12 protein-coding genes and 1 pseudogene are annotated in these 15,914 nt (G+C 74.3%); 4 read left to right on the forward strand and 9 right to left on the reverse strand.

Going from position 1 to position 15,914, the window contains the following annotated elements; all coding sequences use genetic code 11:
- The 3 genes from pdhA to CWIS_RS07585 all read right to left on the reverse strand — a co-directional run.
- Positions 1-1,119, reverse strand: a 1,119-nt coding sequence (pdhA, locus tag CWIS_RS07575) for a pyruvate dehydrogenase (acetyl-transferring) E1 component subunit alpha (protein WP_197080785.1), incomplete at its 3' end; no start/stop codon positions are given.
- A 448-nt stretch (positions 1,120-1,567) separates the two neighbouring features.
- On the reverse strand, positions 1,568-2,635 hold the full coding sequence (gene hisC / locus CWIS_RS07580; protein ID WP_048342668.1) for a histidinol-phosphate transaminase: 1,068 nt from the start codon (positions 2,633-2,635) through the stop codon (positions 1,568-1,570).
- Positions 2,636-2,665: 30 nt separating this feature from the next.
- Positions 2,666-3,766 carry an endo-1,4-beta-xylanase gene (locus tag CWIS_RS07585; protein ID WP_053071611.1) on the reverse strand — a complete coding sequence of 367 codons (1,101 nt, stop codon included), beginning with the start codon at positions 3,764-3,766 and terminating at the stop codon, positions 2,666-2,668.
- Positions 3,767-3,886: 120 nt separating this feature from the next.
- On the opposite strand from CWIS_RS07585, the gene CWIS_RS07590 reads away from it, so the two are divergent.
- A complete protein-coding gene (locus CWIS_RS07590) occupies positions 3,887-4,270 on the forward strand; it encodes a phage holin family protein (RefSeq protein WP_048342652.1) in 384 nt (127 codons plus the stop codon).
- Between the two features lie 80 nt (positions 4,271-4,350).
- Here CWIS_RS07590 and CWIS_RS07595 read toward each other — a convergent pair whose 3' ends face one another.
- Genes CWIS_RS07595 through CWIS_RS17560 form a run of 5 tightly spaced genes read right to left on the reverse strand, consistent with a single transcriptional unit; the run spans position 4,351 to position 8,804 of the window.
- Complete coding sequence (locus CWIS_RS07595; RefSeq protein ID WP_156186587.1) at positions 4,351-4,917, reverse strand: hypothetical protein; 567 nt, start codon at positions 4,915-4,917, stop codon at positions 4,351-4,353.
- 20 nt (positions 4,918-4,937) lie between these two features.
- Positions 4,938-6,314, reverse strand: coding sequence for a DUF58 domain-containing protein (locus CWIS_RS07600; protein WP_048342654.1), 1,377 nt, complete (start codon positions 6,312-6,314; stop codon positions 4,938-4,940).
- On the reverse strand, positions 6,311-7,333 hold the full coding sequence (locus CWIS_RS07605) for a MoxR family ATPase (RefSeq protein ID WP_048342655.1): 1,023 nt from the start codon (positions 7,331-7,333) through the stop codon (positions 6,311-6,313). The genes CWIS_RS07600 and CWIS_RS07605 overlap by 4 nt, the downstream gene beginning before the upstream one ends.
- Entirely contained in the window at positions 7,330-7,971 is a 642-nt protein-coding gene (locus CWIS_RS17555) for a hypothetical protein (RefSeq protein ID WP_053071612.1), read from the reverse strand. The genes CWIS_RS07605 and CWIS_RS17555 overlap by 4 nt, the downstream gene beginning before the upstream one ends.
- Complete coding sequence (locus CWIS_RS17560) at positions 7,968-8,804, reverse strand: DUF4129 domain-containing protein (protein ID WP_053071613.1); 837 nt, start codon at positions 8,802-8,804, stop codon at positions 7,968-7,970. The genes CWIS_RS17555 and CWIS_RS17560 overlap by 4 nt, the downstream gene beginning before the upstream one ends.
- A gap of 234 nt (positions 8,805-9,038) precedes the next feature.
- On the opposite strand from CWIS_RS17560, the gene purB reads away from it, so the two are divergent.
- The 3 genes from purB to CWIS_RS07630 all read left to right on the forward strand — a co-directional run bounded on the left by purB (position 9,039) and on the right by CWIS_RS07630 (position 15,490).
- Positions 9,039-10,478 carry an adenylosuccinate lyase gene (gene purB / locus CWIS_RS07620; RefSeq protein ID WP_141371567.1) on the forward strand — a complete coding sequence of 480 codons (1,440 nt, stop codon included), beginning with the start codon at positions 9,039-9,041 and terminating at the stop codon, positions 10,476-10,478.
- A gap of 122 nt (positions 10,479-10,600) precedes the next feature.
- A complete protein-coding gene (locus CWIS_RS17565) occupies positions 10,601-14,392 on the forward strand; it encodes a cutinase family protein (protein ID WP_053071614.1) in 3,792 nt (1,263 codons plus the stop codon).
- A 225-nt stretch (positions 14,393-14,617) separates the two neighbouring features.
- Entirely contained in the window at positions 14,618-15,490 is an 873-nt protein-coding gene (locus CWIS_RS07630) for a hypothetical protein (RefSeq protein ID WP_048342656.1), read from the forward strand.
- A 61-nt stretch (positions 15,491-15,551) separates the two neighbouring features.
- Here the strand turns inward: CWIS_RS07630 and CWIS_RS07635 are convergent.
- Positions 15,552-15,914: pseudogene (locus CWIS_RS07635) on the reverse strand (glutamyl-tRNA reductase); the annotation flags it as partial.

Below are 15,914 nucleotides of genomic sequence, written 5' to 3' on the forward strand. Positions count from 1 at the left end.
GCTCCCCTCGGAGTGACCGGGACGGTCCAGGAACGACGACTCGTAGGACTCGAACCACGCGCGCTCGGCCTCGACGCCCGAGTGCGGGGTGGCGTAGACGTGCTCGAACATCGACGCGGGCGACGGGTGGCCCATCGCGCGGATCGTCGTGCGGATGTGCTCGCCGAGGGCGTCCCCCTCCGCCGCGAGCGACGCGAGGAACTGCGACGGCAGCGCGTCGCGCGACTCGAGGTAGGCGCGCAGGCGGTCGATCGGGTCGCGCCGGCGCCAGTGCTCCTCCTGCTCGGAGCTGCGGTAGCGCGACGGGTCGTCGGACGTCGTGTGCGCACCCATGCGGTACGTGAAGGCCTCGACGAACGTCGGGCCGCCGCCGGACCGCGCGCGCTCGAGCGCCTGCGCGGTCACCGCGTAGCTCGCCAGGACGTCGTTGCCGTCGACCCGCACCGCGGGGATGCCGAAGCCCGGGGCGCGCGCCGCGATCGGCACGGTGGCCTGGCGCGTCGTCGGCTCCGAGATCGCCCACTGGTTGTTCTGGCAGAACAGCACCACGGGCGCCTGGTTGACCGCCGCGAAGACGAGGGCCTCGCTCACGTCCCCCTGCGAGGTCGCGCCGTCGCCGAAGTACGTGACGACCGCGGTGTCCTTGTCCGGGTCGCCCGTGCCGACGAGGCCGTCGCGCACGACGCCCATCGCGTAGCCGGTCGCGTGCAGCGTGTGCGAGCCGATCACGAGCGTGTAGAGGTGGAAGCCGTGCGCGACCGGGTCCCAGCCGCCGTGGTCGACGCCGCGGAACAGCCGCAGCACCTCGGTGAGCTCGACCCCGCGCACGTGCGCGACCCCGTGCTCGCGGTAGCTCGGGAACACGTGGTCCTGCGGGCGCAGCGCGCGCCCGGAGCCGACCTGCGCGGCCTCCTGGCCGAGCGCCTGCGCGAACAGCGCGAGCTCGCCCTGGCGCTGCAGCGCGGTGGCCTCGGTGTCGAACCGGCGGACCAGGACCATGTCGCGGTACATCGCGCGCAGGTCGTCGTCGGTCAGGTCCGCCACGTAGGCGTCGTACTCGGGGTGCGCGACGCGCTCGCCGTTGGGCGTGAGGAGCTGGACGAGCCCCTCCTCCGTCAGCGGCCCGGCGTCGGCCGAGGCCGGCGACGGGGACGCCGCGGGAGACGTGGAGTGGGCCGCGGCCCGTCCGTCCGAGGTGGGGACGGGGGCCGCGGCCGGCCCGCCGGGGGTAGCGGCGGGGGTCCATGGGGCAGCCGGCGCGGTCGAGCCGGACGGTGATCCGGTCTGACCGTGCCCGAGGGCTGCTGCGGGAGAGATGTCGGCGTGGGGGAGGCCGGACGAGCTCACGCGGTGCTCCTTCGCGTGCAGCGGCGGTAGCCGCTCCGGGACGTGGGGCCTGGTCCAGCACCCAACCTACGACACCGTAGCCTACGCCTCCGTAGGTTCCAGGCAACCCCTGGCGACAAGGATCGGTCGCCCGACTTGTCGGCACCCCACAGGGCACCCGGAGCGCCTCACGGGGCTCGGGTGCTGTCCCGCGACGACGCCTCGGGGAAAGGTCCGCAGGTCAGCGGCTCAGGTGCTGGGCGGTGACCTCGAGCAGCAGGTCCGTCGCCTCGGGCTCGCCCACGCTCACGCGCACGCCGTCGCCCGCGAAGGCCCGCACGATCACGCCGTTCCGTGAGCAGCGCTCGGCGAGCGCGGTCGCGTGGTCGCCGACGCCGAGCCACACGAAGTTGGCCTCGCTGTCGGGCACGGTCCAGCCCTGCGCGCGCAGCGCGGTGAGCATCCGCGAGCGCTCCTTGACGATCGCGTCGACCCGCGCCAGCAGCTCGTCGCGCGAGCGCAGCGACGCCACCGCGGCGAGCTGCGCGACGCTCGAGACCCCGAACGGCGTCGACGCGGCCCGGATGCCCGCGGCGTGCCTGGTCCGCGCGACGGCGTACCCGACGCGCAGCCCGGCCAGGCCGTAGGCCTTGGAGAACGTGCGCAGCAGCACCACGTTGCGGCGCGCGGCGAACACGGCGAGGCCGTCAGCGGCCGCGGCGTCCCGCACGAACTCGACGTACGCCTCGTCGAGCACGACGAGCACCTCTTCCGGCACCGTGTCGAGGAACTGCTCGAGCTCGTCGGCGCGCACGGCCGGGCCGGTCGGGTTGTTGGGCGTGCAGACCAGCACGACCCGCGTGCGGTCGGTGACCGCCGCGGCCATCGCGGGCAGGTCGAGCCGGCCGTCGTCGGTCACGGGCACGCGCACGCCGCGCGCGCCGGCGAGGGTCACCGCGATCGGGTACGCCTCGAACGAGCGCCACGGGAAGACGACCTCGTCGTCGGCCTCGCAGAACGCGGTCAGGACGTGCCCCAGGACGGCCACCGACCCGCAGCCCACGACGACCTGCTCGGGCGTGACACCCAGCTGGTCCGCGATCGCCTCCGTCAGCTCGGTCGCGTACATGTCCGGGTAGCGGTTTACGTCGACCGCGGCATCGGCGATCGCGGCCATCACGGACGGCAGCGGCGGGTACGGGTTCTCGTTCGACGACAGCTTGAACGCCGCCGCCCCCACCGGTGAGCGCGCGCCGGGGACGTACGGCGGCAGGTCGGCGAGGGCACGACGAAGGACGGGGCGGCTCACGTGCACAGGATGCCACCGATGCCCGCGGGCTCAGCCGCGACCCGGCCGCCCGGCCCCGACCGCCTCGACCACCGCGTCGAACGCGGGCTTCGTGGCGTAGTCCTCGTCCCACAGCAGTGCCGCGCCGTAGCCGGGGAACCACTGCGGGACCCACGAGTAGCGGTCCGTGACGCCCCAGAACGTGACGCCCAGGCAGCCCTCGACCGCGAGGCACGTGCTGACGACCGTGCCGAAGTCCTCGGCCTGCTGCGCGAGGTCCGCGTCGCTGGGCGGCGTCGGGATGCGCACGTCGACCTCGGTGAACCGGACGGTCAGGCCGAGGTCGACGAACCGCTGGAGGTTCTCCTGCAGGTCGTCGCCGAGCTTGCCGCCGGTGAGGTGGCCCTGGAAGCCCACGCAGTCGATCGGCACGTCGCGCGCCACGAGGTCGGAGACCATCGCGTAGACCGCGTCGGACTTCGGGCCGATCGCCTCGAGGTCGTAGTCGTTGTAGCAGAGCTGGGCGTCGGGGTCCGCCTCGTGCGCGGTGCGGAACGCATCCTCGATGTACCCGTCACCGAGGGTCGCCTGGAACGGCGATCCCGCGCGCCGCGTGCCGTCGTCGTCGATCGCCTCGTTGACCACGTCCCACGCGAAGACCTGGCCCTTGAAGTGCTCGACCTGCGTGCGGATGTGCTCCTCCATCGCGGCCTGCATCGCGGGCGCGTCGAGCGCGGCGACCCAGTCGGGGAGCTGGGAGTGCCAGACGAGCGTGTGGCCGTAGAGCTTCTTGCCGTGCTCGCGCGCGTACTGCGCGAGCGTGTCGGCGCCGGCGAAGTCCCACTGGCCCTGCACGCGTTCGGTGGTCTCCCACTTCATGACGTTCTCGGCGACGACGAGGGACGCGTGGGTGTCGACGATCTCGCGGTACTCGGGCTCGTCGAGCAGCTCGGGGGCGACCGCGAAGCCGATGTCGAGCGCGCTGCCACCCGCGATCTCCGCGAGCACCGGGCCGGTCCCTGGGGCCGCGGCGGTCGGCGCGGCGGTCGGTCCCGGCGCGGGGTCGTCGCTGCACGCAGCGAGCGGGAGGGCGAGCAGCAGGGGCAGCAGCGCGGCGACGGCGCGACGGCGGGACGGCACGGCGTGGGTCATCGAGAGTCTCCGATTCGACTTTCGGCGTCGTCGCCGAAACCTGCGCGGATGGTAGCGCGCAGACCTGTCACCGTGGGCGAAGTCCGCGCACCGGACGGGGCCGCCTGGCAGGATCGACGCATGTCCTTCGTGCTGCGCGTGATCATCAACGGGTTCGCGATCTGGCTCGCGACCGTCCTGCTGTCCGACGGCCTGCAGATCGTCGGCGCGGACTCGACGAGCGAGAAGGTCCTCATCATCGGCTTCATCGCGTTGATCTTCGGGATCGTCAACGCGGTCGTGAAGCCGATCGTCCAGATCCTCTCGATCCCGCTGTACATCCTCACGCTGGGTCTGTTCACGCTGGTCGTGAACGCCCTCATGCTCCTGCTCACCGCGTGGATCACGGGCTTCACCGACTGGGGCCTCGAGATCGAGGGCTTCTGGTGGGCCGTCGGCGGCGCGCTGATCATCTCGATCGTCTCGTTCGCGCTCTCGATCCTGCTGCCCGGCTCGCGCAAGTAAGCAGCTCCAGCACGTAAGCAGGCAGCGCGCGACGAGCGACGCGCGTCAGGCGCGCCTCGTCGACGCGCCCGTCGTCGGCGTCAGAGGCGGCGCGGCAGGACGATCGCCGCGACTGCCGCACCCGTGACGAGCGCGAGGACGCGCCACAGGTCGCCCGCGTCGAGCGTCGCGCCGGCGAGCACGAGCGCGACCACGGCGAGGACCTGCGCGGGGACCTGCAGCAGCGCGACCTCGCGCAGGCCCTCGGCGAGCACGGCGATCTCGATGCGCGAGCGCAGCGCCACGCGCGCCGACCACGTGCTCGCCCACACCGCGAGGTGCACGAGCAGGACGAGCGCGAGCGTCGTCAGCACCGCGGGCGGCCCGCCGATCAGCACCTCGAAACCGACGGCCAGCACCGCGACCCAGACGAGCGACAGCCTCGGCAGCGCCGCGACCAGCGCCGCCAGGAGCAGCGCTCCGACGACGGACGACAACGACAGCGGCAGCAGCACGGACCAGCCGACCATCAGCAGCAGTGCGACGAGCAGGCCCGTGCAGATCCGCACGCCCCCGCCGCTGACGGTCGGGCCGACCTCGAGCTCGGCCTCCGGCTCGGGTGCCGGTCGCAGCCCGGGCAGCACGGACCACCACCTGGGCGTCGTCACTCGCGGGTTCGTCGGCTCGGTCATCGCACTCCCGCCCCCGCCCCGGGCCGCCGCTGGCCGCTGCGCGCGAGCCCGGCGAGCGCCACCTGCGGCGCGTCGCGCCACGTCACCAGCTCGACGTCCGCGTCCTGCAGACCCGCGAGCCGGTCGGTCCGCGCGAGGCGCACGAGCCGCAGCGCGAGGCGCTCCCGGTCCCGCAGCACGGCCTCGCGCAGCGTCGGCAGCACGTCCACGGCCACGACCCGGTGCCCCGCGCGCCGCCACTGCACGGCCGCGTCCGCCGCGGCGTCGTCGAGGAACGTCGAGAACACGATCACGAGCGCGCCCGAGGGAAGCTGCGGTGCACGCACGCGGTGCAGCGGCTCGCCCTCGGGCCTGGTCAGCGCGAGCGCGTGCCGGATCCGGTCGAGCTGGCGCCTGCCGCCGCCGGGCGGCAGGGGACGGCGGACCGCGCCCAGGTCGTCGAGCCCCACGCGGTCGCCCGCCGCGAGGTAGGCCTGCGCGAGGGATGTGGCCGCCTGCCGCGCGAGGTCGAGCGACGTCGGGTCGGACGCGCGCGGTCGCAGCGAGCCGCGCCACGTGCGCGGGTCGGGCCCGATGTCGTCGCGCGAGTCGACGACCAGCAGCACCGCGGCCTCCGCGAGCGCGAGCTCACGGCGCACGTACAGCTCCTGCAGCGCCGGGGAACGGCGCGCCGTCACGCGCCAGTCGATGCGGCGCAGGCGGTCGCCGGGCGTGTACGGGTGCACGTCCCGCAGCCCGCCACCCTCACCGGGCCGGCGCGACGGGTGCGCACCCGACAGGCCGCGCAGCCGGAACGGCAGGGGCAGCTGGCCCAGCGGGCCGGGCGTCGGCAGGACGAGCGCGTCGTCGGTCGCAGGCTCCACCGGCTCCGAGACGGTCGCGCCGCCCGGGCCGATGCCGATCGCGTCGATCTCCGCGACGGTCTGCGGACCGGTCCGCACGGTGTGCACGACGAGCGGCAACGTGCGCTGCCCGCGGACCTGCACGACCACCTCGTCCTGCGAGCGGTTCGAGCGCCGCACCGCCACGACGACGGCCGCCGTGCCGCGCGGCGCGGTGATCCGCACGCGCGAGCGCAAGGTCCCCGGCTCGTCGTCAGCCGCTGCGGTGGTCGCACCCTCGCCGCCGTCGAGGTCGGTCGCACCCTCGTCGGCCGGGGCGTTCGTCTCGTCGTCGACGTCGTCGGACGCGCCCAGGTGCACCTCGATCTCGCGCGACGGCGTGCGCAGCCAGCCCCACACGGCCACCCCGACGAGCGGTACCGCGAGCACCGCGACGTCCGCGCGCCCCACGGCCGCGCCGACGAGCAGCAGCACGACGCCGACGGTCGCACCGACCGCCGTCGTCTGCCCGCGGGACCAGGGCTCGTTCATCGCGCCGCGCCGACCCCCCGCACCGTCGCGGGACCGGGCACGTGCGCAAGGACCTCCTGCACGACGCGCTGCGGCGCGAGGCCCGACGCCCACGCCTGCGGCGTCAGCGAGATCCGGTGCGCGAGCGTCGCGACGCCCACGGCCTTGACGTCCTCGGGCGTCACGAAGTCGCGGCCCTCGAGCACCGCGACGGACCGCGCGACGAGCACGAGCGCCTGCGACCCGCGCGGGGACGCACCGACCTCGACCGCGGCGTGCTGACGCGTGGCGGCGGCGAGGTCCACGCAGTAGCCGAGCACGTCGTCGTCGACCGTGACGGCCTCGACGCCCGCCTGCATCGCGCGCAGCGTGGGCGCGTCGACGACCGTGCGCACGGTGGCCGCCTCCTGCCGCCGCGCGAGACGACGCGCGAGCACGTCGACCTCGGAGGTCCGCTGCGGGTACCCGACCGCGAGACGCACCATGAACCGGTCGAGCTGGGCCTCGGGCAGCGGGTACGTGCCCTCGTACTCGACCGGGTTGGACGTGGCGACCACGTGGAACGGGTCGGGCAGCGGCCGGGTGACGCCGTCGACCGTGACCTGCCGCTCGGCCATCGCCTCGAGCAGCGCGGACTGGGTCTTGGGCGCGGTGCGGTTGATCTCGTCGGCCAGCAGCAGCCCCGCGAACACCGGGCCGGGCCGGAAGTCGAAGCTCGCCGAGGCCGGGTCGAACACCGAGGACCCGGTGATGTCCGACGGCAGCAGGTCGGGCGTGCACTGCACGCGCCGGAACTCCAGGCCGAGCGCGGTCGCGAGCGAGCGCGCCGCGAGGGTCTTACCCAGGCCGGGCACGTCCTCGAACAGCACGTGCCCGCCCGCGAGGATCGCCGCGAGCGCGACCGTCAGCGGCTCACGCATGCCGACGACCGCGGTGGCGACCTCGTCGAGCACCGCGCGGCCGTGCGCGGCGGCCTCCGCGACGGGCAGGTGGGGCTCGGTGCGCGGCGCGGACGCCGGCTCGGGGATGCGCTCGGTCATCGGTTCCTCCTGGGGCGCGGGGTGCGGGGCTGGTCGGGGGCCGGCGCGCGACCGCCGGCGGGTGTCACGAGGTCGGTGGGGTCGCCGGGCCGGTCCGCTGGCTGGTCGTCGGGCTGGTCGTCGGGCTGGTCGTCGGGCTGGTCGACCGGCTCGTCGGACCTCGCGGGACGCGGGCCGAGGGCCTCGAGCACACCGAGGGTGAAGGTCAGGTCCGCGACCGACGGCAACGGCGCGGACCGCCGCGTGAGCGTCTGCGCGGCGCGGCGTCCGACGAGCGCGACGACGGCGTCGAGCTGCTCGGGGTCCGCCAGGTCCACGCCGTGGCGCGCGAGCCGGACCGTCGCGGTCTCGCGCAGGCGGCGCATCGCGCGCTCACCCGCACGGCCGTCGCGGCCCACCATCGACCACGCGAGGTCCTGCAGGTCGCCGCGCGAGCCGTCCGGGCGCACGTGACGCTCGCGCTCCCAGTCGGGCTCCGGGTCGGGCTCGAGCCGCGTCACGACGACGACGAACGCGGCGACCGCGATGCCGAGGACGATCGACGACCACCACGTGAACCCGGCCATGAGCCCGAGCCCGACGCCCACGAGCACGCCGACGCCCTCGCGCCACACGAGGTGCCACAGCTGGCCGATCACGACGCGCCCTCGTCGGACTCCGGGTCGGTGCGACGGCGCAGGCCGCGGGCGATGTCGTGGAGCGCGGCACGGGCTCGCGTGACGTCGTCGTCGGTGACCGGGTGCTCGCTGAACCGCGCCGCGAGGTAGAGGTCGAGCAGCGTGCGGCTCGCGGCGGGGTCGGCGCGCGTGCTGTCGAGCAGGTCGAGCGTGAACTCGGTCGCGGTCTGCGCGCGCTCGCGCACCACGCCGCTGCGCTCGGCGGACTGCTCGAGCGCGACCCACGCGGCGATCACGGCGTCGCCGGGCGGCAGGTCGCGCGCGAGTGCGTCGAACGCGTCATCGACCCCCGCCGCGAGCGCGGGCTGCGCGAGGTCGAGCACGTCGCCGCGCAGCAGCGTCCCGGCGGTGAAGCCCTCCTCGAACCCGAGCTCGCGCTGCTGCTCGAGCCACCGCCGCACGACGCGCACCGCCTGACGACCCAGGAACGTGAGCAGCGCGAGCACCACGAAGAAGCCGATGACGACGAGCCACGCGGGCATGCCGTTCTCGGGCACGACGTCGGCGACCGCGTCGCCCGTCGGCGCGGGGGTGGGCTGGTTGCGGTCGGGCAGCAGGGCGGTGGGGAGGTCGAACTCGGCGCCCGGTCGCTGGCCGGGCACGAACGGCCCGGCGACGGCCGCGGCGAGCACGGTCACGACGACGAGCCCGCCCGCGACGAGCGCCGTGCGCTGCGCCGAGCGGATCCGCGCGGCCGTGGCGGCGCCGATCGTCGTCGGGTCGCTCGCGGAGGGGTCGCCCGGCGCGGTGTCGTGCGCACCGGGACGGTCGGGGAGCGTCGGGCGGACCGCCATGCGCCCTCCCCAGACCTCGTCGTGCGTCGTCGGCGGCGGATCGTCGTCCCGCCGCACCGCGTGCGTCCCGCGCCCGCGCGCTCACGGTAACGACCCGCGGCCCCGCCCGACGACACGCTGGGCGAATCGCCCCGGTCCACCCTGCGCCCGTCCGCGCCCCGCCGGTCCGCGCCCCGCCCGTCCGTGCATGGACCGGTGCCCGCGCGCGGGGCACGCCCTGGGATGATGGGCGCCATGACCTCTCCCGCGCGCGTGAGCCTCGCCGACGTCACCCCGCCGATCGCCCTCGGCCCGCTCGACGGCCGTTACCGCCCCGCGGTCGCGCCGCTCGTCGACCACCTGTCGGAGGCTGCGCTCAACCGGGCGCGCGTGCACGTCGAGGTCGAGTGGCTCATCCACCTGACGAGCCGCGGCGTCGTGCCGGGCGCGCCGGTTCTGAGCGACGCCGAGGTCGCCTACCTGCGGGACGTCGTCGCGACGTTCGGCGCCGCCGAGGTCGCCGAGCTCGCGGAGATCGAGCGCGTCACGGTGCACGACGTGAAGGCGGTCGAGTACTTCCTCAAGCGCCGGCTCGAGGCGGCGCCGGGCGCCCTGGGTGAGGGCACGGTCCTGCCCTCGGTCGGCGAGCTCGTGCACTTCGCGTGCACCAGCGAGGACATCAACAACCTCTCCTACGCGCTCATGGTCCGCGGCGCGGTGCAGGAGGTGTGGCTCCCGGCCGCGACCGCGCTGGCCGACGAGGTCGCCGTGCTGGCCCACGAGCACGCCGACCAGCCCCTGCTCGCCCTGACCCACGGCCAGCCCGCGACGCCCACGACGCTCGGCAAGGAGCTCGCGGTCCTGGCCCACCGGCTGCGCCGCCAGCTGCGCCGGATCGCCGGGGACGAGTACCTCGGCAAGATCAACGGCGCGACCGGCACGTACGGCGCGCACGTCGTCGCCGTGCCGGGCGCCGACTGGCAGGAGGTCTCGCGCACGTTCGTCGAGCACCTGGGCCTGACGTGGAACCCGCTGACCACGCAGATCGAGTCGCACGACTGGCAGGCCGAGCTCTACGCCGACGTCTCGCGCTTCAACCGCGTGCTGCACAACCTCGCGACCGACGTCTGGACGTACATCTCGCGCGGCGTGTTCATCCAGATCCCCGTGGCGGGCGCGACCGGTTCGTCGACCATGCCGCACAAGGTCAACCCCATCCGGTTCGAGAACGCCGAGGCCAACCTCGAGCTCTCGTCGGCGCTGCTCGACACGCTCGCCTCGACCCTGGTCACGTCGCGCCTGCAGCGCGACCTGACGGACTCGACCACGCAGCGCAACATCGGCCCGGCGTTCGGGCACAGCCTCCTGGCGATCGACAACGTCCGACGAGGGCTGCGCGCGCTGTCCGTCGACGCGGCGCTGCTCGCGCGCGAGCTCGACGAGAACTGGGAGGTGCTCGGCGAGCCCGTCCAGTCGGCGATGCGCGCGGCCTCCGTCGCGGGCGTCACCGGCATGGAGAACCCGTACGAGCGGCTCAAGGAGCTCACGCGCGGTCGTCGTCTGACGGCCGACGACATGCGCGAGTTCATCGCGGGCCTCGGCCTGCCCGCGGACGTGGCCGCGCGCCTGCAGGAGCTCACCCCCGCCGGCTACACGGGCCTGGCCGCCGCGCTCGTCGCACACCTCGACGCCTGAGCGGCTCCCCCCGGGGTACGTCGTCTGGTTGATCTGGGCGGACGGCTCTTCCATCGCGCGTCGGTGCTCTGCATGATCGTCACCGGCGCATGCCAGCCGACCGAGCCGCACCCGGAGAACCCGTGCCCCAGCCCCGCCGAGCGCTGCGCCGCCTCGTCGTGCCGGTCGTCGCGACCGTCGCCCTCGTCCTCGGCCTCGCCGCGCCTGCGCACGCCGCGTCGTTCCGGTCCGCGCCGACGCCGGTCGTCACGGGCGTCGCGACGGTCGGCCGGGTGCTCACGGTGCAGCCGGGCACGTGGAAGCCCCAGGCGAGTCTGCGGGTCCAGTGGTACCGCTCGGGCAAGGCGGTGCGCGGCGCCACCGGCCGGTCGTACACGCTGGCCGCCGCCGACCTCGGCACGACGATCAAGGTCACGGTCACCGGCACCCGCGCGGGCTACCCCACCACCGTGCGCACGTCCAAGGCCACCGCGAAGGTCCGTGCCGGGTCGTTCGTCACGGCCACGCCCGTCGTCACAGGCACCGCCGCCGTCGGTGCCCGGCTGAGCGTCAGCACCGGGACGTGGCGTCCGGCGGCGCAGACCCGGGTCCAGTGGTTCGTCGGCAGCAGCGCGGTGGCCGGTGCGACGTCGCGCTCGTTCGTCGTCCCGGCCTCGGCGGTCGGACGGCGCGTGACCGTGAAGGTCACGGGGACGCGCGCGGGCTACCTCACGACGACCCGCACGTCGTCGGCCACCGCGGCGGTGCGCCCGGGCACGCTCACCGCGCCCGTGCCTGCGGTCACCGGCACCGGCCGGGTGGGCAGCACCCTGCGCGTCGAGCCGGGCACCTGGGGCCCTTCCCCGGTCACCCGGAGCTACCAGTGGCTGCGTGACGGGACCGCCGTGGTGGGCGCGACCGGGGCCACGTACGGCCTGACGGCCGCCGACCTCGGCACGGCGATCTCCGCGAACGTCACCGGCACCAAGCCCGGGTACGCGACCGTGACACGGACGAGCAACGCCGTACGCGTCGCGTCGGGCGACGCGCCGCTGACCGTGGGCGGCACGCTCACGCGGGACACGACGTGGGACCGGGCGACGAGCCCCGTCGTCGTCATCGCCGAGAACCTGGAGGTGCCGACGGGCGTCACCCTGCGCATCGGGGCGGGCGTCGTCGTCAAGGTCCGGACGACGACGTTCCCCGAGGGCGGGATCGAGCTCACCGGCGGCGCGGTCCACGTCGAGGGCACGAGCGCCGCACCGGTCGTCCTGACCAGCATCACCGACGACACCGCGGGTGGTGACACCAACGGCGACGGCGACCAGAGCGCTCCTCCGCCCGGCGAGGGCGCGTACGACTGGGCCGGGATCGAGTCGACCGCGGGCGGCGACCTGCGGGCCTCCTTCCTCGACCTTCGCTACGCGAGCCACGTCTACGTGCAGCCCGTCCTCGAGCCGACCGTGCTCACCGACTCGAGCCTGGGTCACGTGCAGTGGGACCCCGAGCACTGGCGGGGGACGGGCAAGCCGAGTCTCACGTTCGCGCGCAACGCCGTCGGGGGATGGGTCGGCGCGCGGGACAGCTGGTACGACGCGGGGCCCGGCGACGGTCGCCGGGACAGCGACATCACGCTCCAGGACAACACGTTCACCGGCACCGACGAGCGCTGGGACGGCGCCGCGATCTTTCTCGACCAGGCAGCCCTGGACCCCACTCGCCTGACCGGCAACTCCTCGACCATCCCGCGGTACGTGTACCTCACCGGCACGCTCACCGACGACTGGACCGTCCGGGACCCCGGCGACAACCTGCGCTTCGCGGTCGCGAGCCTGACGATCGAGGCCGACGCGCACGTCGTCGTGCCCGCGGGGACCATCGTCGGTGCGACGGGCCCGCTCACCGTGCGCGGTGCACTGTCCTTCGACGGCACGAGCGCCGAGCCGGTGGTGCTGACCGGACCGCAGAGCACCGGTGACGACTCACGGCCCGGCCTCGGGATCATCCAACCCGAGTGCGGCGCGACGGTCGACGCGTCGTACCTGCACGTCACCCACAACTGGCTCGGGAACGTGCTCTCGGGCGAAGCCGACCGCGTGAGCATCACCGACTCCGAGCTCGACGGCGGGATCGGAGTCAGGCTGTGCGGCACCGAGAGGTCCGTGGTCGAGCGCAACGACCTGACGTACGGCAGCTTGGGCGTCTCGTCCCGCTACACGCCGGCCCCCGACCCGCGGGTCCTGCACAACACCGTGGGCGGTGGGGCCCCGAACAGCTCCGTCATGGTCAGCCTGAGCATGACGGAGATCGACCCCCAGGCCCTGACCACCAACGTGCTGCAGCGCCCCGGCGTGTTCGCCTTCTCCGGCGACCTGCCCGCGGGGTACACCCTCGGACCGCTCCCGAACGTCACCTGGTCGCCGGACCTCATCGAGATCACCGACCTGCGCATCGCCGCCGGCACGTCGCTCGTCGACGGGACGCTGCAGGCGATCGGCGGGACGCTCACCCTGGCGGGCACCGCCGAGGACCCGGTCGAGCTGACCGGCGTCCAGGTGTACGCCGGCGGCGGGAGCACCGTGAGCGCGCAGCACACGAGGTTCGCCAGCGTCGACACGGGCAGCGTCTGGGGACACACCGTCAGCACCGTGCGCGCGGGCGGCGAGGACACCCTGCTCCTCGACGACGTCACGTTCGTCGGCCACTCGGACCCCGACGACCCGTACACCGAGGAGCCGTGCATCGAGACCTTCGGGGACACCTCGGGGCACGTGCGCGGGGACCTGTCGGGCTGCCGGTTCGCGCTCAAGGCCGGGGCGAGCTTCGACGCGCGGTACGTCAGCTGGGGGCACGCGTCCGGGCCGGGGCCGTGGGGCGCGGGCGCACGCGTCGAGGGGCTCGCGCGGACCTTCCCGTGGATCGGCTACGTGGCGCCGCCCGCACCGCCGAGCACCCCGCCGCTCCCGACGAGGAGCGCGGTGTGTGCGCCCAACACGATCCTCGCGCTGCGAGGCTCCGGCGAGACCCCCGGTGGCCCGGCCGCGTACGACAGCGCGTACTACGACCAGTTCAGCTACACCCGGATGACGACCACGACGCGTCCGTCGCAAGTCAGCCCGACCCCCGAGCTGTACGCCGACGCGTTCCGCGGCCTGGGCGGGCGCATCCAGCAGGTGCTCACCGGCCAGCGGCAGCTCGACGACGAGCCGTGGCTGGTCCGGGACGCGGGGGTCGGGCTGCTCGACGAGCTCGCGGCGGACGGGCTGGACGTCGACACGCTGGTCAGCGTCCAGCCCGTGATGTACCCGGCCCTGTCGACCGACGAGCTCGCGGCCACCTTCGGCCCGTCGGACCGGTTCCCGTTCTTCTCGGTCGACCTGGCGCGTTTCGCGTCGTACCTCGTGAGCATCTCCTCCGGGATCGACGCGCTGAACAGGTCGCTCGACCGGCTCGAGCGCGACTGCCCGAGCACGTCGATCATGCTGGTCGGCTACTCCCAGGGCGCCCTGGCGATCCACGCCGCCCTGTCCGGGCGCACAACCGCCGCGCAGACGTCGGTGTTCGACATGATCACGGGGGTCGTGCTGCTCGCCGACCCGCTGCAGAACGCGGGCGCGGACCAGATGACGCTGATGGGCATGACCCCCCAGCTCGGCGACCAGCCGCTCGGCTCGATCGAGCTGCTCATGCAGACGGCCGCTGCCCGTGGGCTGATCGACGAGGTCGCCCCCGACCTGGCGAGCATGTACGCGCAGTACCCCGAGGCTCTCGCGTCCCGGACGCTGACCTACTGCCAGCGCGGTGATCTGTTCTGCGCGCCGCAGGCGGGGCTGGCTTTCGAGCAGATGGGCGCCATCCACGGCGGCTACGGCGTGGGACAGCTCACCGCGTTGGGGCAGCGCGCGGCGACGTTCACGTGGAACCGGGGCGACTAGACCGACCGGCAGCCGGCGCGTAGGTGTGACCGTGATCACCCCAGCACGCCCGGAATCGGTTTCGGTGTGGGCGCGCTACCACTTTCGACGGAACCGATCTGGACATGTGACCCGTTTCCTTGCAGAATCGGGCCCGATCCGTCCGTTTTACCCGTTCCTGAGCCCTCGGGCTCGCAGCCGGGGAACCGTCATCGTCCATCCCCCCAAGTCGTAGGCGAGGCCGCCATGACCTTGATGCAGAAGGCGATCACCCCCGCGCTCGCGCGGGCCCACGTCGAGGGCGGTTACGACCGCATGGCCGGCTACGTGGTCCGCGCCGAGGACGTCGCGTTCGCGACGACGCCCGCCCAGCTGTTCGAGGTCCACGGGCTCGGCTACCCGGGTTCGCCGTTCCGTCGCGACGCCCAGTTCATCGACCTGCTCCGCTTCGAGTCCGGCCCGCAGCTGCAGTACCGCGACGTGCCGGGCTACATCGTCCCCCTGTGGTGGCTGCGACACTCCCGCGTCACGCCAGGCGCCGAGCTCGTCCGCGTGTTCGCCGACGGGTCGGTCACGCTCCTGGCGCGCTACGGCGACGTCGGCACGGGCTGGTCGGTCACGAACCTCGGGTACCGCCCCGCGCTCGCCTCGCTGTCGAGGTGCGTCGGACCGGTCGCGAAGTGGCACAGCGCCTACCTCGAGGCGGACCTGGTCGACGGCGGGAACACCGTGGTGCTCGCGCTCGCGAACCCGCCGCTCGCCGAGACCGGCTTCCAGCAGGCGCACTCCGGCCGGTGGTTCCGCCGCGTGCCGCGCGAGGACGTCTCGGAGCTGTTCGAGCTCGATCTCACTGCCCGCTGGAACGGGCTCGCGGTACGCGTCGTCGACCAGTGGCAGGACGCGCAGCGCTACGTGGTCGCGCGGATCTCGCACCTGGGCGACGACCTGGACCACGCCGAGCACCTGCGCCTCGACCGCGTCGAGGCGGGCGTCTACGAGGCGGTCGTGTACGCGGCCGAGCTCACGGACATCCAGACCAACCAGGTCGTGCCGCACACGTGGTCGCCCGGGCCGGCGCGGGCGCTGCGCCGCCCGGTCTCGCAGTCCTCGTCGTACTGAGACCTCGTCGTCCTGAGGCCCCGTCGTCCTGAGGCCCCGTCGTCCTGAAGCCCCGTGGCCCTCAGGGCACGGGTGCCGGGGCGGGCAGGTCCGGGACGTCGATCGCGGCCAGGTCGGCCAGCGCCGCGGCGTACGCCGCCGTGTCCCCGGCGCGCGCGGCCTCCCGCGCGCGGACCGTGGGGCCGTGCAGCGCGGAGCGGGCACGGCGACGCGCCTGCCGCGCCGCACGCTCGTCGCGCGCGTCGTCGCCGAAGGCCGACAGCGCCGACTCGAGCCCACCCAGCACGCGGGACCGCTCGGCGAGCACCGCGGGGTTCCACTCGCGCACCCGTCGGTCGGCCTCGTACTCGTCGGCGGCACGGCGGACGAGGTCCCGCGCGGTCAGGACCGCGCCGTGCTCGGCGGGGGGGGGCGCCGCGCCGGC

The sequence above is a fragment of the Cellulomonas sp. A375-1 genome, assembly GCF_001040865.1.
In the GTDB taxonomy this organism is placed as follows: domain Bacteria; phylum Actinomycetota; class Actinomycetes; order Actinomycetales; family Cellulomonadaceae; genus Cellulomonas; species Cellulomonas gelida.

What these genes read in the sequence shown, in the direction of transcription:
- CWIS_RS07585 (WP_053071611.1), bottom strand. Translation starts at nt 3,766, where the DNA reads ATGACCCACGCCGTGCCGTCCCGCCGTCGCGCCGTCGCCGCGCTGCTG.
- CWIS_RS07590 (WP_048342652.1), top strand. Translation starts at nt 3,887, where the DNA reads ATGTCCTTCGTGCTGCGCGTGATCATCAACGGGTTCGCGATCTGGCTC.
- CWIS_RS07600 (WP_048342654.1), bottom strand. Translation starts at nt 6,314, where the DNA reads ATGAACGAGCCCTGGTCCCGCGGGCAGACGACGGCGGTCGGTGCGACC.
- CWIS_RS07605 (WP_048342655.1), bottom strand. Translation starts at nt 7,333, where the DNA reads ATGACCGAGCGCATCCCCGAGCCGGCGTCCGCGCCGCGCACCGAGCCC.
- CWIS_RS17560 (WP_053071613.1), bottom strand. Translation starts at nt 8,804, where the DNA reads ATGGCGGTCCGCCCGACGCTCCCCGACCGTCCCGGTGCGCACGACACC.
- purB (WP_141371567.1), top strand. Translation starts at nt 9,039, where the DNA reads ATGACCTCTCCCGCGCGCGTGAGCCTCGCCGACGTCACCCCGCCGATC.
- CWIS_RS07630 (WP_048342656.1), top strand. Translation starts at nt 14,618, where the DNA reads ATGACCTTGATGCAGAAGGCGATCACCCCCGCGCTCGCGCGGGCCCAC.